The organism is Pseudomonas putida W15Oct28, from assembly GCF_000708715.2.
Lineage (GTDB): Bacteria > Pseudomonadota > Gammaproteobacteria > Pseudomonadales > Pseudomonadaceae > Aquipseudomonas > Aquipseudomonas putida_R.
This window is the reverse complement of record NZ_JENB01000049.1, coordinates 18,163-39,861: the sequence shown is the minus strand read 5'-3', so window position 1 is coordinate 39,861 and position 21,699 is coordinate 18,163. Positions and strand designations below refer to the sequence as shown.

Below are 21,699 nucleotides of genomic sequence, written 5' to 3'. Positions count from 1 at the left end.
GGTACGCCGGTGGCAGAGGAAAGCTCAGCGGCTGAGCGGCCCTGAGAGGCTTCTATAGCCTGTACCGGCCTCTTCGCAGCACAAGGCTGCTCCTACAGGTACATCACCGGTTCTGTAGGAGCAGCCTTGTGCTGCGAAGAGGCCGGTACAGGCTATAGAAGCCTCTCAGGGCCGCTCAGCCGCTGAGCTTTCCTCTGCCACCGGCGTACCCCGCCCAGCCTCCTGACGCCACTGCAGGGCGATCAGAATCAGCGTAGGCACGCCCAGCAACGCGGTGATCAGGAAGAAGTCGTGGTAGCCGAACTTCTCCACCATAACCCCTGAATACCCGCCGATCAGCCGCGGCAACAGCAGCATGATCGAGCTGAGCAGCGCGTACTGGGTCGCCGAGAACTTCAGGTTGGTCAGGCTCGAGAGGTAGGCAACGAAGGCCGAGGTGGCCATGCCGGAGCTGAAGTTGTCCAGCGAGATGGTCACTACCAGCATTTCCAGGTTCGGACCCATGTCGGCCAGCATCAGGAACAGGATGTTGGTGCCGGCAGAGGCTACACCGCCGATGAACAGGATCGGCATGATGCCGAAGCGCACGATCAGCAGGCCGCCGATCCCTGCGCCGACCAAGGTCATGATCAGGCCGAAGATCTTGCTGACACTGGCGATCTGGTCCTTGGTGAAGCCCATGTCGATGTAGAACACGTTGGCCATCACGCCCATCACGGTGTCCGACATGCGATACGTAGCGATCAGGCCAAGCAGCAGCAGGGCCTGCCAGCGGTAGCGGGTGATGAAGTCGTTGACCGGGGTCAGCACCGGGGCCAGGCCGCGGCGGCCCAGGCTGGACAGGCACGCCCAGCTCAGCAGCACATACAGGATCAGGCGCAGGAAGGCGCGGTCTTCCAGCAGCAGGTCGAGCGGCGTGGCATCACCGGAAATGACGGTGGACCAGCCGGTATTGAACATCTGGGTAAAGCTGGCCGGTACCGACACCAGCAGGATGATCAGCACGAACACCGACGCCAGCTGGTGCACCAGGCCATAGCGCGCTGCTGACAACTGGGTACGCATCGGCACTGGCGGCTCGCGCATGACCAGCGTGGTGAACAGGGCGGGCAGCATCATCACCCCGAACATGACATAGGTGCCGGCCCAGGCTTTGTGCAGGTAGCTGAAACCGGTGGAGCCGAACCACTCGGCGAAGAACAGTGCGCCGGCCGTGGCGAGCAACGCAGCCACCCGGTAGCCGGCCATGTAGCTGGCGGCGAGCGCCGCCTGGCGTTGGTCGTCGGCGATTTCCAGGCGATAGGCGTCGACGGCGATATCCTGGGTGGCAGAGGCGAACGCTACCAGCACCGCCATGGCGATCAACCACGACAGGTGTTGTTGCGGGTCGCACAAGCTCATGCCCACCAGCCCCACCACCACCAGCGCTTGTGACAGCAGCAACCACGACCGCCGGCGCCCCAGGCCGCCGAGCAGCGGCAGGCGCCATTGGTCGAGCAGCGGCGACCACACCCACTTGAAGGCGTAGGCCAGGCCGATCAGGCTGGCGTAACCAATGGTCTCGCGGGCAACGCCGGCTTCGCGCAACCACACGGACAGGGTCGAGAACACCAGCATGTAGGGCAGGCCGGCGGCGAAACCAAGCAGTAAAAGTACCAAGGTTGACGGGCTGGCATAGGCAGCAAGCGCAGCGCGCCAGGTTTTACGGGGCATGGGCCAACATCTGCCTCAAGTTTGCGAAAACAAAGCGCGCACTCTAACCGCTGTGCTCCATTGGGCGCCAGCCATGGCGCGTCATATCCACACGATTGTTGGTTACATTCACACCCTCCGCGCGTAAACGCGCCCGTTGTTCATCCCCCGACGGTGTACCCGATGCCAGGCTCAGCCGGCCACCTGCGCCAAGCACCCGGTGCCAGGGCAGGCGGGTATCTGTTGGCAACTGCCCAAGCGTGCGCCCGACCCAGCGTGCCGCGCGGCCAAGCCCCGCCAGCTCGGCCAGCTGGCCGTAGCTCACCACCTTGCCGGGCGGCACTTGGCCGAGTACCGAATACAGTACCGTTCGTCGGCCCTCGGCGCTGTCCAGGGCGTGCTCAATATCCATCAGACATCACGCCCCCCTTGGGCTGTAGATGAAACTGGACCGGTGGTCCGGCAAATGAGAGTTGAACTCAACGCCATGTGCCCGGTCTTTCCTTGCTCTGGTCGTCGGTATCTGGATAATGCCCGGCCTTTTCGTCAAATCGAACCCGTAGTCCGCCTATGTATTCTAGATCCTTGTTGTGCCTGCTAGCTGCCTCGTTGTGTGCCTCCCCGGTGTTGGCCGATACCGTGTGGATGAAGAACGGTGACCGGCTCAGTGGCAAGATCAAAGTCTTCGACGGCGGCAAGCTGCTGCTGGAAACCCCCTACGGTGGGTCCATCGCGCTGGACTGGAAAGAGGTCCAGACCCTGGAAAGCGACCAGGAGATGCTGGTCAAGCAAGACGCCTACAGCGGTGAAAAAGCCAAGTCGCTGAAAGCTGCCGAGCCTGGCAAGGTAACCTTGGCCAACGGCGAGGCGCCGAAGACTGTGGAACTGGCCAGCATCGAGCAGATCATGAAGCCCAGGCCGCTGGTCGAAGACTTCGTGTGGAAAGGCAACGTCGATGTGGCGCTGGACTACAAGCGCGCCGAGAACGACACCGACGATTACGACGTCGGCTTCAAGACCACCGCCCGCCATGGCCGCTGGCGGCACAATGCCGAAGGCGAATACAACCGCGAGACCAAGGACGACGTCACCACCACCGACAACTGGAGCGCCGAGTACGCCCTGGACCGCTTCATCACCGAGAAGTGGTTCTGGCAGGGGCGTGCGGAATACAAGCGTGACCGCATCGAAGACCTGGCCCGCCAGCGCACCGTTGGTACCGGCCCGGGTTACCAGTTCTGGGACGATGAACTGGGGGCGTTCTCGCTGGGTTCGCTGATCAACCGCACCGACTTCGAATACCAGGACGGTGGCAAGGACAACTTCTATTCCGCAGCGGTCAAGTGGGACTACACCCGCTACCTGATCGGCAAGAACGTGCAGCTGTTCACCAACGGCGAGTTCGCCAAGCCGCTGGGGGGCGTGGCCGACTACTCGCTGGATGCCGAGGTTGGCCTGCGCTACAAGGTCACCGAGTGGGCCTCGCTCAACCTCAAGGCGGAGAAGGACATCATCACCGGCACGCGTGAAAGTGACCTGGACAAGACGCGCTATACCGCAGGGTTCGGCGTTACCTGGTAGATGGTTGGGGCCGCTTTGCGGCCCTTTCCGACCGGTCCGGCGCCCCGGCAAGGCCGCTCCCACAGGGGATTGTGTTGGGCCTGTAGCGCGATGGGCTGCAAAGCAGCCCCATTGGCACTGGAACTGATAATGCTTATCTTGTCTCCCATCCAGTCTGCCGCCAGGAGCGCTCTCAGTGAGTACCAACGCCATCCGCCCAGCCCGGGAACTGCTGCTCAAGGAATACCGCGGCGTGCTCTCGACCCATTCCAAGTCGATGCCCGGCTACCCGTTCGGCTCGGTCGTGCCGTATTGCCTCGATGCTCACGGTAATCCGCTGATCCTCATCAGCCGCATCGCCCAGCACACCCACAACCTGCAAAAAGACCCCAAGTGCTCGCTGCTGGTGGGTGAGCGTGAGGCCGAAGATGTGCAGGCCGTAGGGCGCCTGACTGTGATGGCCGAAGCGCACAAGCTGGTCGACGAGGCTGTTGTCGAAGCGGCTGCCGAGCGCTACTACCGGTATTTCCCGGAAGCCGCCAACTACCACAAGGCCCACGACTTCGACTTCTGGGTGCTGCAGCCCGTGCGTCACCGCTACATTGGTGGCTTTGGTGCGATCCACTGGCTCGACCAGGTGACCTTGGCCAACCCGTTCGCCGGCAAGGCCGAGGCGAGCATGGTCGAACACATGAACAGCGATCACGCCAACGCCATTGCTCACTACGTCGAACTGACCGACCTGCCACGGCATGCACCGGCGCAGATGGCTGGGGTGGACAGCGAAGGCATGCATTTGCGCATCGGTCAGGCCGTGCACTGGTTGCCTTTTCCTGCTACTTGCAACACGCCGACACAAGTCCGGGAAGCCTTGGTTTTGCTGGCTCGGGCCGACCAATGGCCGGTTGCGACGCAAGTCGAGGGTTGAAATCCGGAGCGTCGGCATCCATTTGAGGTCTTATTGGAAGGTTATCTTCCGTCGAGGAACCCTTGATGCGTGCTTTTCTACTGCTGTTTCTGATTTTTCCTGTGCTGGAGCTTTTCGTCTTCGTCAAGGTCAGCGCGGCAATCGGTTTCTTCCCGGCACTGCTGCTGATCATCGCTGGCTCCGCCCTGGGTGTGCTGGTGATGCGGGTGGCCGGCCTGGCCACCGCACTGCGCGCCCGTGAAAGCCTGCAGCGCGGCGAGTTGCCTGCCGAGGACATGTTCCAGGGCATGATGCTGGCCGTCGGTGGCGGCCTGCTGCTGCTGCCAGGCTTTATCAGCGACGTGCTGGGCCTGCTGTGCCTGCTGCCGTTCACCCGTCGCCTGGCCGCGCGCAAGATGCGCGAGCGTGCCGAGGCCCAGGCCATGCGCCAGCGTGCGTTTCAGGATGACCCGTTCCAGGCGCAGCCGCGTGACAGTGGCCACCGTCCAAACGTGATCGAAGGCGAGTATGAGCGCCGCGACAAGTAAAACCTCCGGGGCCGCGCAAGCGGCCCCGATCTTTTCAGCCGGATCAAAAATTTTGTATATCAAGCCTTGTAATTGAATATGGCGGCCTCATGTATGTGGTCACCGCAAGGTTTCTGGTGGAAACGCCAGACATGACACAGGTGGTTCGCCCATTGCGGGCCACCTCCCGGCAACGCCGGACAGCATCAACCCGCCGGTGTCGATACCGGCCGATGAAAACCACAATTTGGGAGAGATCGACAATGAAGCTTCGTCCTCTGCATGACCGCGTCGTTATCCGCCGCAGCGAAGAAGAATCGAAAACCGCTGGCGGTATCGTCCTGCCGGGTTCGGCCGCTGAAAAACCAAACCGCGGCGAAGTTGTTGCCGTCGGCACCGGTCGCATCCTGGACAACGGCGAAGTTCGCGCGCTGGCCGTGAAAGTGGGTGACAAAGTGGTATTCGGCCCTTACTCGGGCAGCAACACCGTGAAAGTCGATGGCGAAGACCTGCTGGTCATGGCCGAGAACGAAATCCTCGCCGTAATCGAAGGCTGATTTCCCCGACTTCCCGTTACTCCAAAGAATTCCAAGGATTAAACGATCATGGCTGCTAAAGACGTAAAGTTCGGCGATTCCGCTCGTAAGAAAATGCTGGTTGGTGTCAACGTTCTGGCTGACGCGGTAAAAGCGACCCTGGGCCCGAAAGGCCGTAACGTGGTACTGGCCAAGAGCTTCGGCGCGCCAACCATCACCAAGGACGGCGTTTCCGTCGCCAAAGAAATCGAGCTGAAAGACGCCTTCGAAAACATGGGCGCCCAGCTGGTCAAGGAAGTTGCTTCCAAGGCTAACGACGCTGCCGGTGACGGCACCACCACCGCTACCGTTCTGGCTCAGGCCATCGTCAACGAAGGCCTGAAAGCCGTCGCTGCCGGCATGAACCCGATGGACCTGAAGCGCGGCATCGACAAGGCTACCTCGGCCGTTGTTGCCGAGCTGAAGAACCTGTCCAAGCCATGCGCCGACTCCAAGGCCATCGCCCAGGTAGGCACCATCTCCGCCAACTCTGACGACTCCATCGGCAACATCATTGCCGAAGCCATGGAAAAAGTCGGTAAAGAAGGCGTGATCACCGTTGAAGAAGGCTCGGGCCTGGATAACGAACTGTCCGTTGTAGAAGGCATGCAGTTCGACCGTGGCTACCTGTCGCCGTACTTCGTCAACAAGCCGGACACCATGGTTGCCGAGCTGGAAGGCCCGCTGCTGCTGCTGGTCGACAAGAAGATCTCCAACATCCGTGAGCTGCTGCCAGTTCTGGAAGCCGTTGCCAAGGCCGGCCGCCCACTGCTGATCGTTGCCGAAGACGTTGAAGGTGAAGCGCTGGCTACCCTGGTAGTCAACAACATGCGCGGCATCGTCAAGGTTGCAGCGGTCAAGGCTCCAGGCTTCGGCGACCGCCGCAAAGCCATGCTGCAGGACATCGCTGTCCTGACCGGCGGCCAGGTCATCTCCGAAGAAATCGGCCTGTCCCTGGAAACCGCTACCCTGGAGCACCTGGGTAACGCCAAGCGCGTCATCCTGTCCAAGGAAAACACCACCATCATCGACGGCGCTGGTGTTGAAGATGACATCCAGGCACGCGTCAAGCAGATCCGTGCCCAGATCGAAGACACCACTTCGGACTATGACCGTGAGAAGCTGCAAGAGCGTCTGGCCAAACTGGCTGGCGGTGTTGCCGTGATCAAGGTCGGTGCTGGCACCGAAGTTGAAATGAAAGAGAAGAAAGCCCGCGTTGAAGACGCCCTGCACGCTACCCGTGCAGCCGTTGAAGAAGGCGTGGTGCCTGGCGGTGGTGTTGCCCTGGTTCGCGCCCTGAACGCGATCGTTGACCTGAAAGGCGACAACGAAGACCAGAACGTCGGTATCGCCCTGCTGCGTCGCGCTGTTGAAGCACCGCTGCGCCAGATCACTGCCAACGCCGGCGACGAGCCAAGCGTTGTCGCTGACAAGGTCAAACAAGGTTCGGGTAACTTCGGTTACAACGCTGCTACCGGCGAATACGGCGACATGATCGAGATGGGCATCCTGGACCCAGCCAAGGTCACCCGTTCGGCCCTGCAAGCTGCAGCTTCGATTGGCGGTCTGATGATCACCACCGAAGCCATGATTGCTGACGCCCCGAGCGATGCACCAGCTGGCGGCGGCATGCCAGACATGGGCGGCATGGGTGGCATGGGCGGCATGATGTAAGCCAGCCTTACCCCCTGCACCATCAAAAAGCCCCGGTTCGCGAGAACCGGGGTTTTTTTGTTTTCCTGTGAGGGCCAGTGGGGCTGCTGTGCAGCCCATCGCGACACAAGGCCGCTCCTACAGGAGTTCGCGTAACCAGCAACTGGCGCGCCCCCTGTAGGAGCGGCCTTGTGTCGCGAAATGGCCGCAAAGCGGCCCCTCTTTCAGGCGACGCTGCGTTCGGCGACCGGCACCTCAGCCTGTCCTCGGCGATACAGAACCAGGTAATACGACCCCAGCCCGATCAACCAGCAGAACACCGCCGTCCACACGTTGTGCGACAGGAAGTGCGCCCCCTGCATCATCCTGCCCACCGACAGCACCGACCCTGCAACAAACGCTACCACCAGCGCCACCCGCGCCAACCGTGGCTTGCGATCACGCAGCATGAAGAACAGGCCGAACAGGCAGAACCCGGTCGCTGCGTGCCCGCCCGGCCAGCACAGCCCGGCTTTGTCGGTAGCTGGCCGTGGCTCCAGCAGCTTGCTGTAGGTTTCCGTGCCGCCAAACTGGGTCAGGCTCCACGGGCACTGCACCTGGGTGACCTTTTTCAGCGGCGTGACAAACGCCGTGGACAGCCCCAGTGCCAGCACCAGGCAGCCCAGCTCGCGGCGCCAGCCGAACAGGCGCTTCCAGAAGAAACTGGCGGCAAACGTCAGCAGCGACAACACACCCAGCAAGATCACCACCTGCTTGACCCGGTCGTGCAGGATGTTTTCCAGCAGGTAGCTGTGGCGTCCAATGAACTGCCCGGCAGCGGGGTCGAAGAACAGGTTGGCTACATCCATGTCGACCGACGTCAGCTCCAGCAGGATCAAGGCCAGCGCCGTCGCCAAGGGTATTCCCAGGTACAGCCAGTAGTTGATCGGGCGAGGGCGGGTTCGTTGCTGCATGACGGCTCCAAGGCACGAAAAAGATCGGGCATTGTCGGCTGCCCGCTATCCTGTGTCCGTGAAGGATCAGTGAAAAAACCGTCAAGTGCGGTGAATTTTTCCGGGGGCTGGCACCGTGCAGGCATAGGCCTTAAGCTGCGCCTGCCGCGCACCACAGCGAGAAGCGCCGCACAGGAGAAACCGATGCGCATTCTTTTGGTTGAAGACAACCGCGATATCCTGGCCAACCTGGCCGATTACCTGGGCATGAAGGGCTACACCGTCGACTGCGCCCAGGATGGCTTGTCCGGCCTGCACCTGGCTGCCACCGAACACTACGACCTGATCGTGCTGGACATCATGCTGCCCGGCATCGATGGCTACACCCTGTGCAAGCGCCTGCGTGAAGACGCCCGCCGCGACACACCGGTGATCATGCTCACCGCCCGCGACCAGCTGGACGACCGCCTGCAAGGCTTTCGCTCCGGGGCCGACGACTACCTGCTCAAGCCGTTCGCCCTGTCGGAGCTGGCGGCGCGCATCGAAGCGGTGCTGCGCCGCGCCCAGGGCGGCGGGCGCCGTACGCTGCAGGTGGCCGACCTCAGCTACGACCTCGACACCCTGGAGGTTACCCGCCAGGGCCGCCTGCTCAAGCTCAACCCGGTCGGCCTCAAGCTGCTGGCAGTGCTGATGCAGAAAAGCCCGCACGTACTGCGCCGCGAGGTGCTGGAAGAGGCCTTGTGGGGCGACGATTGCCCCGACAGCGACAGCCTGCGCAGCCATGTGCACCAGCTGCGCCAAGTGATCGACAAACCGTTTGAAAAACCGTTGCTGCACACCGTCCATGGCGTCGGCTATCGCCTCGCCGAGGGCCGCGATGGAGTTTAAGCAAAGCCTTGCCCAGCGCATCATCATCGCCTTTGCCTTGATGAGCGCGCTGGTGGCCGGGGCTTTCGCCTTCGGCATCGTTGCCACTGTGCACCTGGTCGAAGAGCGGTTGATTTCCTCGGTATTGGGCGGTGACCTGCAGCGCCTGCTGCGCATGGACAGCGTCGGTGACTGGAGCCACCGGCCCCGCCCCGATCAGCTGTTCTATTTCAGCGGCGGGCGTGACGACTTCGAGCTGCCCAAGGACCTGCGCCACCTCGACCGGGGCTTCCACGAGGTGTTTCGCGACCAGCTGTCGTACCACGCCATGGTCGAGATCGTCGATGGCCGCCGTTATGTGCTGCTGCAGGACCAGAGCGACTTCGAAGAACGCGAGCGCGTGTTGTTCGCGGTGGTGGTGGTGGGCTTCGTGCTCAGCCTGGTGCTGGCCGTCATCCTCGGCTGGCTGGTGGCGCGCCGGGTGATGGCGCCGGTGATCCGCCTGGCCCGCCAGGTGCGCCACCGCGACCAACTGCTGGGCCTGGCCCCGCCGCTGGCACCGGACTATGCCGCAGACGAAGTCGGCCAGCTGGCCGTGGCCTTCGATGACACCCTGGGCCGGCTGCGCGACGCGCTGACCCGCGAACGGCTGTTCACCAGTGACGTCAGCCATGAGTTGCGTACGCCGTTGATGGTGCTGGCAACCTCCTGCGAACTGCTGATGGAAAACCCCAACCTCGACACCCGTGCGCGCAGCCAGGTGGAGCGCGTGGCGCGGGCCACGGAAGAGATGCGCGAGCTGGTCAAGACCTTCCTGATGCTGGCGCGGGCGCAGCGTGACGAGGGCGCGGTGGCTTCGCAGGCGACCCTTCGCGAAGTGGCTGATGAGCTGATCGGCGTGTGGCGCGACACCATCGAGCAAAAGGGCCTGACCCTGTACTTCGATGGCCGCATCAGTGCGAGCCCGGTGCTGTACAACGCCACGTTCCTGCAGTCTGTGATGGGCAACCTGCTGCGCAATGCTGCGCACTACACCGACGGCGGTTACATCCGCCTGAGCCTGGAAGCCAATGGCTTCAGTGTGGAGGACAGCGGCGTGGGCATCCCTGAAGAGCAGCGCGAAGCGATGTTCAAGCCGTTCGTACGCGGCGACGAGCGGCGCGGCGAGGGCCTGGGGCTGGGGCTTTCGCTGGTGCAGCGGATCTGTGATGACCAGGGCTGGCGCGTTACCCTGACATCCACCTTGCCGCATGGTTGCCGCTTCCGGGTAGACCTGAGCAATACCTCGGGCAAAGGCGACCTGGACGCGATGACCGAGTAATGGTTTGTAACAGGTCAATTGGCGCGCAACATTTTTTTCACATTGGCATGACCTGATTCCAACGCTTGCTTACCTAAGGTGAGCGGCACTGGAGTCAGGAGATGCCCAATGCGTAGCCCCATCAAGCTTGAATTTTCCGAGAAGTACGACAAAGACCATGCGCGTGAGTACTTTCTCAAGCACCAGGACGGCCTGGCGCGACGCCTGTCCCACAAGCGAGATGAGCAACTGGCGCGTCGCGCCTTGGCATTGGCCGGCGAGCCTGGCCTGGTACTGGACCTGCCGTGCGGTGCGGGCCGCTTCTGGCCGCTGCTGGCAGAAAAGCACAACCGGGTAATCATCGGTGCCGATAACTCCGAAGCGATGATCGAGACAGCTTGCGCCGCGCAACCGCCAGAAGTGGTGGCGCGGGTACGCCCTTTGCAGACTTCTGCGTTTGCCATTGATCTGCCGGACAACTCGGTGGACAGCATTTTCTGTATGCGCCTGTTCCACCACATTGGCGAATCGAGCCACAGAAAGACAATTCTTTCGGAATTTCAGCGAGTTAGCCGTGATAGTGTGATTCTTTCACTGTGGGTGGATGGCAATTTCAAGGCCTGGCGCCGGAAAAAACTGGAACACCGCCGCAGTGCCAAAGCCGAGCAGGACAATTACCAGAACCGTTTTGTGTTACCGGCCGAAACGGTCGAAGAAGAATTCAGGGCTGCAGGCTTCAGAATCCAGGAACGCCTCGACTTCCTGCCGTTCTATGCCATGTGGCGGGTTTACGTATTGCGTAAGGGGTAGTGTTTGATGGCTGTAGCCCAGAAAGGGGAGTCGCGCTTCGATTTTTACTGGCGCCAGCAGGGCGAGTGGGTCGAGGAACCTAACCAGCGCCGCGGTGGCGAGAGTGGTGTGCAACGTCTCAACGATGCCAATGGCAAGCTGCTGTATGCCAAGCGTCAGGTCGGGCATATCTACCGCAGCCTGCTGCACCCTTTCGGCCGGCCGACCGTGTTGCGTGAACTCGATGCGCTGAACAGCTTCGAGCAACTGGGGGTGCGTGTCCCACGCATCGTCTTCTGTGGTGCCGAACGCGATGCCGACCACCAATGGCGAGCGCTGCTGGTGAGCGAAGCACTGGACGGCTTCATCGAACTCGACAACTGGCATGCCGAAGGTGCCCGTGAGCGTTACCCGCAGGTAGTGCATGAGCGCATGCTCAAGGACCTGGCGGACAACCTTGCGCGCATGCACCTGGGGCACTGGCAGCACGGCTGCCTGTATGGCAAGCACGTATTCATCAAGGTGATTGGCGAAGGCGAGCAAGCGCGCGTCGAAGTGGCGCTGCTGGACCTGGAAAAGTGCCGGCGGCGCATCAGTTGCCAGCGTGCAGCAGGTAACGACCTGCGTCAGCTGCGCCGCCATTCGTCGATCAATGACGCGGAATGGCAGACGCTGCTCTACTTTTACAAGATGGCGTTTGGCAGCGCTGTCAAAGGGTTAGGGTAATGAAACTAGAAATAGCTCGAGCTTTGTTCCTGGTAGCTGGCCTGGCCGTGACCACCGTGGCGGTGGCTGCCTGGGAAGAGCCGAGGCCGACTGTGTTCAGCAAGGCTGAGATGGCCGACCAGTGCGCGTTGCCGCGGGAAGCGAAACCCCAGCAGCAGGCACAGGTCGCGCCGGACCAGGACCTTTTGCTGTTCCTGTTCGGCCTGCGTCAAGGGTTGCGGCCATTTGGTTGAACCCGGTGTGAGCTAGAAATGCCAGAGGCCCCGCAATCGCGGGGCCTCTGGCATTTTTGTGTCTGCCTCACCGGCCTCTTCGCGGGCTTGCCCGCTCCCACAGGCATTGCACCCGTTTCAGAGGCGGTGCCCTACCTGTGGGTGCGGGCAAACCCGCGAAGAGGCCGGATCAGGCTATGGCAGGTTCCTTGGCTTTGGTCTTGTGCGCCAACAAGGTGTAGATACAAGGCAGCACAAACAGGGTGAACAGCGTGCCAATCGACATCCCGGTGGCAATCACCGTACCGATGTCAAAACGGCTGACCGCCCCGGCGCCGGTCGCCAGAATCAGCGGCACCATGCCGAACACCATCGCCGCCGTTGTCATCAGCACCGGCCGCAGGCGAATGGCCGCCGCTTCCTCGATCGCCTCGCGCACGCTCAGGCCGCGTTCCTCACGCAGCTGGTTGGCGAACTCGACGATGAGGATACCGTGCTTGCTGATCAGCCCGATCAAGGTCACCAGCCCGACCTGTGTGTAGATGTTCATGCTCGATATGCCCAGGAACAGCGGTAGCAGCGCCCCGCAGATCGACAAAGGCACCGTCACCAGGATCACCAGCGGGTCGCGGAAGCTTTCGAACTGCGCTGCCAGCACCAGGAAGATGATCGCCAGTGCCAGGCCGAAGGTGACCCACAGCGCGCTGCCTTCCTGAACGTACTGGCGGGCCACGCCGGCGTAGTCGAAGGCAAACCCTTCCGGGGCCTCTTCGCGGGCGATGTCCTGCACAGTCTTCAGCGCTTCGCCCAGGCTGACCATGGGCACGCCCTGGATGATCGCCGAATTCAACTGCTGGAACTGGTTGAGCTGGCGCGGGCGGGCGCGGTCGGTGAGGGTGATCAGGGTCGACAGCGGCAGCAGTTGGCCCTGGTCGTTCTTCACGTAGTAGTTGTTCAGCCAGCCGGGGTTGTCGCGGTACGGCCGCTCGACCTGGGCAATCACCTTGTAGCTGCGTCCATCCAGCGTGAACCGGTTGATTTCCGCCTCGCCCAGCAAGGTTGCCAGCGTGCCGCCCAAAGTGTCCATCGACACGCCCATCTGCGCCGCCTTGGCCCGGTCGATATCGACCACCACTTCGGGCTTGTCGAAGGCCAGGTCGATGTCGAGGAAGGCGAACTTGCCCGACGCCTGGGCGCGCGTCTTTATGCGCTGGGCTACTTCCAGCAGTGCCGGGTAGTCACCTGCGGTATTGATCACGAACTGGAACGGCAGGCCCTCACCGGTGCCGGGCAGTGAGGGCAGGTTGAAGCCGAAGATCTGCAGGCCGCTGATTTCCTCCAGCTTGGCCTGCACCAGTGGCAACAGCTCCATCTGTGTGCGCTCGCGCTCGTTCCACGGTTTGAGCAGGAAGCCGCCGATACCCGTCTGCACGCCATTGAAACCGTTGATCTGGAAGGATGAGTAGTATTCGGGGAAGGCCTTGAACAGCGGCGTGAACTGGTCGGTGTAGGCGTTGAGGTAGTCGAGGTTGGCCGGCTGCGGCGAACTGCTCATCATGAAGATCACCCCTTGGTCCTCGTTGGGCGCCAGTTCGTTCTGGGTGAACGTGAGCAGTACCGGAATCAGACACAGGATGATCACGGCAAACACCAGCACCACCGGCCGGCTATTCAGGGTGGCGTGCAGCAGACGCTGGTAGCGCACCTTCAGGCGTTCGAACAGCTGGTCCAGGCGATGGGCCAGGCCGCTGGGGTTCTGCTCCTGGCGCAGCAGCAGGGCGCACATCATCGGTGAAAGGGTGAGGGCGACAATGCCGGAGATGACCACTGCCCCGGCCAGGGTCAGGGCGAACTCCTTGAACAAGGCCCCTGTGAGCCCGGTGAGGAAGCCGATGGGTGCATACACGGCGGCCAGGGTGATGGTCATCGACACCACCGGCATGGCAATTTCACGGGCGCCCTCAAGGGCCGCGTCGAACGGCGACTTGCCTTCTTCCATGTGCCGGTGGATGTTTTCCACCACGACAATGGCATCGTCCACCACCAGGCCGATGGCCAACACCATGGCCAGCAGGGTCAGCAGGTTGAGCGAGTAGCCCATCATCTGCATGAAAAACAGCACGCCGATCATCGACAGCGGAATGGTCACCACCGGGATCAGCACCGAGCGCAGGGCGCCAAGGAACAGGAACACCACAACGATGACGATCAGCACCGCTTCACCGAGGGTCTTGATCACTTCGTCGATGGAGGCCTGGATGAACAGCGTGGCGTCGTAGGCGATCGACACCTTCAGCGCCGAGGGCAGCTGGCTTTCCAGCTCGGGCATGATGCGCCGCACTTCCTTGATCACTTCCAGCGGGTTGGAGGCCGGGGTGGCCTTTATACCGATATACACCGACGGCGTGCCGTCGAACGAACTGACCGTGTCGTAGTTTTCTGCGCCCATCTCCACCCGCGCCACATCGCCCAGCAGCACGCGGCTGTCACCGCTGGTCTTGACCGGCAAGGCGGCGAACGCTTCGGCCGACTTCAGCTCGGTACTGGCGTTGATACTGGTGACCACGTATTCGCCTTTTACCTCACCGGCAGCAGAGAGGAAGTTGTAGCGGCGTACGGCATTGGTCACGTCGGTGGCCGACAGGCCGAAGCCGGCCAGCTTCACCGGGTCGATCCAGATACGCATGGCAAACACCTGGTTGCCGAGAATCTCCGCCTCGGCCATGCCAGGCAGCGTGGCCAGCTTGGGCTGGATGACCCGTGACAGGTAGTCGGTAATCTGCGGGTTGCTCATTTCCTTGCTGTAGAAGCTGACGTACATCAGCGCCGAGGCATCGGCGGCCTCCTTGCTCAGCACCGGGTCTTCGGAGTCCTGAGGGAGTTTGTTGCGCACTTCGTTGGCCTTGGCCAGCAGCTCGGTAAACAGCCTGTCGCTGTCGGCACCGATGCGCGCGTAGATGGAGATGATCGAGAAGTTCTGCCGGCTCACCGAGGTCATGTAGTCGATGCCTTCGGCGCTGGCCAGGCTTTGCTGCAGCGGCTGGGTAATGTAGCCCTGGATGGTCTCGGCGTTGGCCCCGGGGTAAGCGGTGGTTACCGTGATCAGGGCGTTCTCCATTTGTGGGTACTGGCGGATCTGCAGCTTGTTCCAGGCCTGGAAGCCCAGCAGCAGGATCAGCAGGCTGACCACGCTGGCCAGCACCGGGCGACGGATGAACGGGTCGGTAAACGCCATGCCAGCCTCCTGTCAGTCCTTGCCCGCCGCGCCCTGTTCGGGCTTGAGGGCGTTGTCCTGGCCGATGCGGATCGCGGCGCCGGGGGTGAGTTTCAGTTGCCCGGCGGTGACCACCTGTTCGCCGGCTTGCAGGCCCTTGCTGACCACCACCACGCCGTCGCGGCGCTCGCCGGTTTGCACGGTGCGTTGTTCGGCGACCAGCTGGGGTTGGCCGTTGTCGTCGGTTTCCGGCTTGCCGTCCTTGTCCTTCTTCGGCGCGGCGATGTACACCGAGTTGCCATACAGGGTGTAGGTAATGGCGCTTTCCGGCACCACCACTTGCGGTTGAGGGTTGGGCAACAGGATCAGCAGGCTGGCAAACATGCCTGGCAGCAGCTTGCCGTCGGGGTTGGCCAGGGTGGCACGCACCAGCAGGTTGCGCGTGGTTTCCTCAACCTTGGGGTTGATGGCGCTGAGGCTGGCGGGGAAGGTCTGGCCCGGGTAGGCGGCCACCTGCAACAGCACCTGCTGGCCCAGGCTCAACTTCGGCAGGGCCTGCTCCGGTACGTTGAAGTCTACGTACAGGCTGGACGTGTCCTGCAGGGTGGCGATCATCGTGCCGGCGGCCAGGTACTGGCCGATGTCTACCTGGCGGATGCCGATGGTGCCGCTGAACGGGGCGTTGATGCTCTTCTTGATCTTCTGCGCCTTGAGCTGCTCGACCACCGCCTGGTTTCGGCGGTACTGGGAGCTAAGGCGATCGAACTCGCCTCGGGAGATGGCCGAGTCGCCGACCAGTTGGCTGCCACGGCCAAAATCGACCTTGGCCAGGCCCAGGTCTGCCTGGGCGGTGCCGAGCAGGGCAGTTTCCTGGTCGTCGTTGAGTTGCAGCAGCAGTTGCCCGGCCTTGACCTGCTGGCCCGAGTCGAAGTGCAGGGCTTTGACGATACCTTCCACCTCAAGGCTCAGTTCCACGCCCTGCAATGCCTTGAGGCTGCCGACGGCGGGCAGGCGCTCCTGCCACTGGCGCTGTTCGGCCAAGGCTGCCGCTACAGTGATGGGCGGCTTGGGGGCAGTGAACATCTGGATCTGCTGGTAGATCGAGAAAGCCTTGTAGCCCCCCAGGGCCAGCACGATCAGCAGAACCACGGCCAACATGATCAGCATGCGGCGGCGCAGCATAGGTCCGGTTCCTTGGATACGGTTGTTATTAGCCTGGACACGACAACGGGCGATCCTGCCCACGTGTGGATGGGGGAAGTATTGACTGTTTTTTGATTGAAGGGGAGTGAATTGTCTACACCGGCCCTATCGCCGGCAAGCCAGCTCCCACAGGTCTACCACAGGCTTCAGGACCTGCGGTTTACCTGTGGGAGCTGGCTTGCCGGCGATAGGGCCGGTGAAGGCAGTGGATCAATCAGACGAGATGCAGGTGGTTGTCCCAGAAGCCGGACGGCAGGTTCATCGGTTGCCCGACCAGTTTGGCCTTGCGGCAATCGTAGAACCGGCAACGGCCCTGCCCGGAGGTGACGACAAAGCCGTCTTTCACCGCGCCAACCCCCGCGCAATCAGGCATCGGCGCATCCAGCCGCACCGCGCCGCTGTCCAGGTCCCAGACAAACAGGCGGTTGGCCCGTGGCGCGGTCAGTGCCACCAGCCGCAGTTCGCTGTGGATGGCGACGCTGGCGGTGTACTGGGCCATGGCCTGCAACTGCCGCTCTGGTACCGGGAAGGCCTTGAACGGCTCGCCCGGGCGCTTGATCGCCAGCAGTTCGGCCGTTTCATCGGCATCGCCCATGAACTGCTGGCAGGCGGCGATGGTGCCATCGCTGCCCACCGCCAGGTGGCGCACGCTGTTCATCTGCTGGGCCAGGGTTTCCTTGCTCAGCAGGGTGCCGTCGCGTTGCATCAGCACCAGGCTGGGCTGCATGGCGTCGAGGTTCATCTCCACCCGGCTTTCGGCTTCGGTGCGAATGCCGCCGTTGGCCACGATCAGCGTCTCGCCGTCCGGTAGCCAGGCCACTTCGTGCGGGCCGATGCCGTGGGTCGGGATTTCGCCGGTGTGCACCAGGCGCTCACCCTCGAAGCGGTACACGCCAAGCACGCCCCGGCCCGGGTCGGTGGTGTCGTTCTCGGTGGCATACAGCCATTCGCCGCCTTTGTGCACCACGGCGTGGCCGTAGAAGTGCCGGTTCGGCTGCGAGGCTACCGTTTGCAGCAGGCGCCCGTCGCGCAAGTCGACCAGGTAGCTTTCGGTACCTGGGCGACGGGCGACGAACAGGGCGATCGGCTGCTCGGGGTGGTGGATGATGGCATGGCAACGCTGGGCGACCTGGGTGCTGAACACCTGGGTGCCGTCCAGGCGGAAACCGACGGCATAGTGCTTGCCGTCGCCGTCGTCACGCGCCGAGAGCAGCAAGGGTTCGCTGCCTTTGTTGCGCAACAGGCTCCAGCCGCCCAGGGTGAGGGCGCTGAGCAATACGCTACCGAGTTTGAGTGCCTGGCGTCGCAGCATGATCAGTCACCGTCGTTGGCATTGAAGCCCAGCTGGATGTTCAACGCCTTGGCCAGCTCGCCTTCATGCAGGCGGTGGACGACGTTGAGGCTGTCGTAGATCTGGTTGAGGGTTTGCTGGCCAGCGTCGTCGGCCAGCAGCTCGCCCAGGGTCTTCTGGTTGCCGGCCAGCAGTTTGAGCGAGGTAGCGTAGGCGGCGTCGATCTTGTCCGCCAGCGCTTTCTGATCGCTGGGCAGGAGGCCGCGCAGGCCCTGGTTGTCGACCCCGACCCAGACCGCTTCGGCGGCCTTGAGGCTGGCCTGCAGGCTGTTCAGCGAGTTGTGGCTGCGCCAGGCTTCGGCCTGCAGCGGCTGTGGGATACCCTTGCTCTGGCGGCCCATCGGCGCACCGAGCTTCTTCTTCAGGGTGTCCAGTGCTGTCACCTGGGCGCGCAGCAGGTCGGCGATGGCCTCGTGGGAATCGGCGTAGCGCTGGTTGGGGAACTTGGTCATCTGCGAAAGCATGCCGTCGGTGCTGTTCCAGCCCTTGAGGATTTCTTCGGCCAGGGCCTTCTGGTGTTCACCGATGGCCACCAGCAGCGGGCAATAGCGTGCCTTCTGCTCGGCAGTGGCGATGTCCGGCTTGCTGTCGAACAGGATGTACTCGTAGGCCGACAGGCCACGTACCACCACGCTGGCCTTGCCCAGGGTTGCGGCATCGACCGGCTTGTCGCCGTTGACCAGCTGTTCGACCTGGCGGCCGACCAGGTTTTTCTTGTCGGGCCAGAACTGTACCTGCCAGGCGCGGTTGCCTTCGGCCAGCGGGCCGACCAGCAGCGGTTGCAGCTCGGCCCAGGCCTTTTGCGCGTTGAGGAAGTCGGCGCGGGCCTTGTCCAGGTCTTGCTTGCCTTCGCAGTAGGCCAGGGCGCTGGCGGCCAGTGTGCGGTCGGCTTCGACCCAGCGGCTGTAGGTGGGCAGGATGACCTGCTTGGCGATGGCAGCGGAGGTCACTGCTTGCGGGTCCTGCGGCGAGCAGGCACCGAGGGCGAGTGCGGCGAGGCTGGTGAACAACAGTTTGGGTCGGAACATGCCCGGCTCCTTTGCGCGTTTAAAGTGAGTTCAGGAACGCCAGCAACGCGGTGCGCTGCTCGGCATTGAAAGTGAGTACGAAGTTGCGTGCCGCCTCGGCTTCGCCACCATGCCAGAGCACGGCTTCAAGCAGGTTGCGGGCGCGGCCGTCGTGCAGGAACTGGCTGTGACCGCTGACCGTTTCGTTCAGGCCCACGCCCCACAGTGGCGGGGTACGCCAGTCCTGGCCGTTGGCGGCGAATTCGGTGCGCTCGTCGGCCAGGCCCGGGCCCATGTCATGCAGCAGCAGGTCGCTGTAGGGGCGGATGACCTGGTTGGCCAGCTCCGGCTCGGCGGCATCGGCGGCGGTGGTGAACTGCGGGGTGTGGCAGCCCTGGCAGCCGGCCTGGTAGAACAGGTTCTTGCCCGCCAACACCTGCGGCGCGCCCACATCGCGGCGGGCCGGTACGGCCAGGTTGCGGGTGTAGAAGGTGACCAGGCGCAGGATATTGTCGCTGACTTCCTTCTCGCCATCGGCGCCGTCGCCGTTGGGCGCGGCCAGGCAGTCGGCCTGGGCCGGGGTGCAATCGTCGTTGGGTTGCAGGGTACTGGTCAGGCCCATGTCGCCGGCAAAGGCGTGCACATTCTGCTGGTTGACGTTGGGCTGCCCGGCCTTCCAGCCGAAGCGGCCGACTACGGTCTTGCCCTGGGCGTCGTCCCACACCCGGTTGGCCCGCCCGCGGATGCCGTCGCGGTTGTGGTCGTCCGGGTCTTCATTGGCCAGCAGGTCGGCTTCGGGGATGGCTTCGAGCAGGCCCAGGCCGATCATCGGCGGTGCCACCCGCGCCGAAAAACGGGTGTCGGGGTGCATCACGCCATAGCCGAGCTGGGTAATCTGCAGGGCTGGCTTGCGCAGCTCGATTTGGTGGCCGTCCTTGAACGTCATGGTTTCCTGGGTGTAGCTCACCCGCACCTTGCCCTCCGGCGTCACGCCAGGGATGGCCATGTCCTGCAACTGGGTGCCGTATACCGGCTCCGGCACCACGCCGAGGCGCTCGATTACCTTGGCCAGGTAGGGCTGGTCGGGGATCGACAGGCGTACCAGCATGCCCACCGCGTTGCTGTCGTCCGGCTCTGGCGGGTGGCCACGGCCATCGCGCACATGGCAGTTCTGGCAGGCGTTGGTGTTGAACAGCGGGCCCAGGCCATCACGTGCGGTGGTGGTGGACGGGGCGATCACCCAGGGGTTGCGGAAGAAGCTGTTGCCCACGGCGAAGTCCAGGCGCCGCTCGGGCGACAGGTTGGCCGAGGGCAGGGAATAGGCATTGCGGTCGCTGCGCTGCACGGTCGCCTTGCCACCCGACAACGCTTCGCCGGGCTCGGCCTGGGTGAAACGCGGGGCGTCGTCACAGGCGGTGAGGGCAAAGGTCAGCAGCAGGGGAGATAGTCGGAACAGCGACGAGGACATCAAGGATCCTGGGCGTGAGCGAAAAACCGGCGTGCAAGCTTAGCAAAGTGGGGGTGTTTGAATAAGAGCAATTTGCAATTGCTGGATGAAATCAATGTCAGCTAGCCATGCCGACAGCGCTGACGCGGCCTGTTTGTGGGAGCGGCCTTGTGTCGCGAAAGGGCCGCAAAGCGGCCCCACGATCTGAGCATTGATGCAAACAACGCTGGGGCCGCTCTGCGGCCCTTTCGCGACACAAGGCCGCTCCCACAAACAGACAGCGTGTTGGCAGAACGAAAAAGGCGACCCGAAGGCCGCCTTTTTGAGAACCGCTACAGCAGGATCAGAATTCGTGATCTGCGGTATCCGGGTTCAGGTTGGCAATACCCAGCTTGCCTGCAGCCTGCTCGATTGCACCGGTCTGCTTGACCAGGGCGGCGATGGCGTCACGCACGACCTGGTTGCCGGCGGCGTTGTCGGCGGCGATCAGCTGGTCGTAGTGCTCGCCTTTGAGGGCGTGGTCGACGATCACCTGGATCTTGGCTTCGGTGGCTTCCAGGTCGGCCTTGAGGGTGGCGTCGGTGGCAGGGTCAGCCTTGGCTACCAGCGACGACAGGCTCGGGCCGGTCACCTTGGTGCCGTCCGGGCGGGTGTACTCGCCCAGGTAGACGTTGCGGATGCCTTTGGCGTCGTAGAAGTGCGAGTAGTGGGTGTTGTCGCTGAAGCAGTCCTGCTCGTCTTCCGGCGAGTTGGCTTCCAGCGAAACCTTCATGCGCTCGCCAGCCAGTTCGCCCAGCGACAGGCTGCCCATGCCGAACAGCATCTTGCGCAGGCCGTCGTTGACAGGCTCCGCTTCCAGCGTGGCACGGTAGTTGTCGGCGACGTTCGGCGCCCAGTTGCCGACCATCTCTTCGAGGTCCTTGACCAGCAGGTCGGTGACCGCTTTCAGGTAGGCACGGCGGCGATCGTTGTGGCCGCCCGTGGCGCCCTGGCCTTCCAGGTAGTCCGACGCAGGGCGGTTACCAGCGCCCGGGCCGGTGCCGTTCAGGTCCTGGCCCCAGAGCAGAAACTCGATGGCGTGGTAGCCGGTGGCGACGTTGGCTTCAGAACCGCCCAGTTCGTTCAGGCTGGCCAGTTTCTCGGGGGTGATGTCCTTGACGTCGACCTTCTCTTCGCCCACCTGGATCTCGGTGTTGGCGATGATGTTGGCGCCGGCGGCCGGGTTGCCCAAGGCGTGCTCGTAGCTCTTGTCGACGTAGTCGATCAGGCCTTCGTCCAGCGGCCAGGCGTTCACCTGGCCTTCCCAGTCGTCGATGATGGTGTTGCCGAAGCGGAAGGCCTCGGTCTGCAGGTACGGTACGCGCGAGGCGACCCAGGCTTCCTTGGCGGCCTTCAGGGTTTCGTCGTTGGGCTTGGCCAGGAACGCGTCGATTGCGGTTTGCAGGGCCTTGGCGGTGCTCAGCGAGTCGCCGTACACGGCGTAGACCATTTCGGCGTAGTGCTTGACCACGGCTTTGCCGGCGGCTTCGTCGACAGCCCCTGGCGCAGCAGCGGTGGTGCTGGCGGCAGCAGGTGCCTGGGCTTGCGGCGCGGCGGCTTTGTCGTCCTTTTCACCGCAACCGGCGAGAGCGATGGCAATGGCCAGCAGACTGGCGGAGGCCAGAGGCATTCGAATCATTGTTGGTTTTCCTGCGTCGTGTGGTTGGACCAAGGGTGGACCGTGCGCCGGGGCACGCG

19 protein-coding genes are annotated in these 21,699 nt (G+C 63.0%); 10 read left to right on the top strand and 9 right to left on the bottom strand.

Annotated features, from left to right (window positions below; all coding sequences use genetic code 11):
- Positions 1-165 precede the first annotated feature (165 nt).
- Both AK81_RS24080 and AK81_RS24075 read right to left on the bottom strand, forming a co-directional pair.
- Positions 166-1,713 (bottom strand): AmpG family muropeptide MFS transporter, encoded by a 1,548-nt coding sequence (locus tag AK81_RS24080; RefSeq protein ID WP_043203222.1) that lies wholly within the window; start codon positions 1,711-1,713, stop codon positions 166-168.
- 43 nt (positions 1,714-1,756) lie between these two features.
- Positions 1,757-2,104 carry an MGMT family protein gene (locus tag AK81_RS24075; protein WP_043203221.1) on the bottom strand — a complete coding sequence of 116 codons (348 nt, stop codon included), beginning with the start codon at positions 2,102-2,104 and terminating at the stop codon, positions 1,757-1,759.
- 158 nt (positions 2,105-2,262) lie between these two features.
- Between AK81_RS24075 and AK81_RS24070 the strand changes: the two genes are divergently transcribed.
- The 5 genes from AK81_RS24070 to groL all read left to right on the top strand — a co-directional run bounded on the left by AK81_RS24070 (position 2,263) and on the right by groL (position 6,935).
- Positions 2,263-3,273, top strand: a complete 1,011-nt coding sequence (locus AK81_RS24070) for a DUF481 domain-containing protein (RefSeq protein WP_043203220.1) — start codon at positions 2,263-2,265, stop codon at positions 3,271-3,273.
- Positions 3,274-3,448: 175 nt separating this feature from the next.
- Positions 3,449-4,180 carry a HugZ family protein gene (locus AK81_RS24065; RefSeq protein ID WP_043203219.1) on the top strand — a complete coding sequence of 244 codons (732 nt, stop codon included), beginning with the start codon at positions 3,449-3,451 and terminating at the stop codon, positions 4,178-4,180.
- 65 nt (positions 4,181-4,245) lie between these two features.
- Positions 4,246-4,707, top strand: coding sequence for an FxsA family protein (locus AK81_RS24060; RefSeq protein ID WP_043203218.1), 462 nt, complete (start codon positions 4,246-4,248; stop codon positions 4,705-4,707).
- A 242-nt stretch (positions 4,708-4,949) separates the two neighbouring features.
- A complete protein-coding gene (locus AK81_RS24055) occupies positions 4,950-5,243 on the top strand; it encodes a co-chaperone GroES (RefSeq protein WP_003260750.1) in 294 nt (97 codons plus the stop codon).
- A gap of 48 nt (positions 5,244-5,291) precedes the next feature.
- Positions 5,292-6,935: a chaperonin GroEL gene (gene groL, locus AK81_RS24050; RefSeq protein WP_043203217.1), complete on the top strand. Its 1,644-nt coding sequence runs from the start codon at positions 5,292-5,294 to the stop codon at positions 6,933-6,935.
- A gap of 203 nt (positions 6,936-7,138) precedes the next feature.
- On the opposite strand, the gene AK81_RS24045 is transcribed toward groL, so the two are convergent.
- Positions 7,139-7,867 (bottom strand): phosphatase PAP2 family protein, encoded by a 729-nt coding sequence (locus AK81_RS24045; protein ID WP_043203216.1) that lies wholly within the window; start codon positions 7,865-7,867, stop codon positions 7,139-7,141.
- Between the two features lie 183 nt (positions 7,868-8,050).
- Between AK81_RS24045 and colR the strand changes: the two genes are divergently transcribed.
- The 5 genes from colR to AK81_RS24020 all read left to right on the top strand — a co-directional run bounded on the left by colR (position 8,051) and on the right by AK81_RS24020 (position 11,761).
- Entirely contained in the window at positions 8,051-8,734 is a 684-nt protein-coding gene (colR, locus tag AK81_RS24040; protein WP_003255215.1) for a two-component system response regulator ColR, read from the top strand.
- On the top strand, positions 8,724-10,034 hold the full coding sequence (locus AK81_RS24035) for a sensor histidine kinase (RefSeq protein ID WP_043203215.1): 1,311 nt from the start codon (positions 8,724-8,726) through the stop codon (positions 10,032-10,034). Before colR ends, AK81_RS24035 begins: the two co-directional genes overlap by 11 nt.
- Before the next feature lie 108 nt (positions 10,035-10,142).
- On the top strand, positions 10,143-10,823 hold the full coding sequence (locus AK81_RS24030) for a class I SAM-dependent methyltransferase (protein ID WP_043203213.1): 681 nt from the start codon (positions 10,143-10,145) through the stop codon (positions 10,821-10,823).
- Between the two features lie 6 nt (positions 10,824-10,829).
- Positions 10,830-11,528: a lipopolysaccharide kinase InaA family protein gene (locus AK81_RS24025; protein WP_043203212.1), complete on the top strand. Its 699-nt coding sequence runs from the start codon at positions 10,830-10,832 to the stop codon at positions 11,526-11,528.
- Positions 11,528-11,761: a hypothetical protein gene (locus AK81_RS24020; protein ID WP_016498076.1), complete on the top strand. Its 234-nt coding sequence runs from the start codon at positions 11,528-11,530 to the stop codon at positions 11,759-11,761. The genes AK81_RS24025 and AK81_RS24020 overlap by 1 nt, the downstream gene beginning before the upstream one ends.
- A 169-nt stretch (positions 11,762-11,930) precedes the next feature.
- Here AK81_RS24020 and AK81_RS24015 read toward each other — a convergent pair whose 3' ends face one another.
- The 6 genes from AK81_RS24015 to AK81_RS23990 all read right to left on the bottom strand — a co-directional run bounded on the left by AK81_RS24015 (position 11,931) and on the right by AK81_RS23990 (position 21,640).
- Entirely contained in the window at positions 11,931-14,975 is a 3,045-nt protein-coding gene (locus tag AK81_RS24015; protein ID WP_043203210.1) for a multidrug efflux RND transporter permease subunit, read from the bottom strand.
- Between the two features lie 12 nt (positions 14,976-14,987).
- Positions 14,988-16,136 (bottom strand): efflux RND transporter periplasmic adaptor subunit, encoded by a 1,149-nt coding sequence (locus tag AK81_RS24010; protein ID WP_043203209.1) that lies wholly within the window; start codon positions 16,134-16,136, stop codon positions 14,988-14,990.
- A 235-nt stretch (positions 16,137-16,371) separates the two neighbouring features.
- Entirely contained in the window at positions 16,372-17,469 is a 1,098-nt protein-coding gene (locus AK81_RS24005) for a DUF1513 domain-containing protein (RefSeq protein ID WP_043203207.1), read from the bottom strand.
- Positions 17,470-17,471: 2 nt separating this feature from the next.
- Entirely contained in the window at positions 17,472-18,536 is a 1,065-nt protein-coding gene (locus tag AK81_RS24000) for an imelysin family protein (protein WP_043203204.1), read from the bottom strand.
- Positions 18,537-18,555: 19 nt separating this feature from the next.
- Positions 18,556-19,983, bottom strand: coding sequence for a di-heme oxidoredictase family protein (locus AK81_RS23995; protein WP_043203202.1), 1,428 nt, complete (start codon positions 19,981-19,983; stop codon positions 18,556-18,558).
- Between the two features lie 322 nt (positions 19,984-20,305).
- Entirely contained in the window at positions 20,306-21,640 is a 1,335-nt protein-coding gene (locus tag AK81_RS23990) for an imelysin family protein (RefSeq protein WP_043203199.1), read from the bottom strand.
- Positions 21,641-21,699 lie beyond the last annotated feature (59 nt).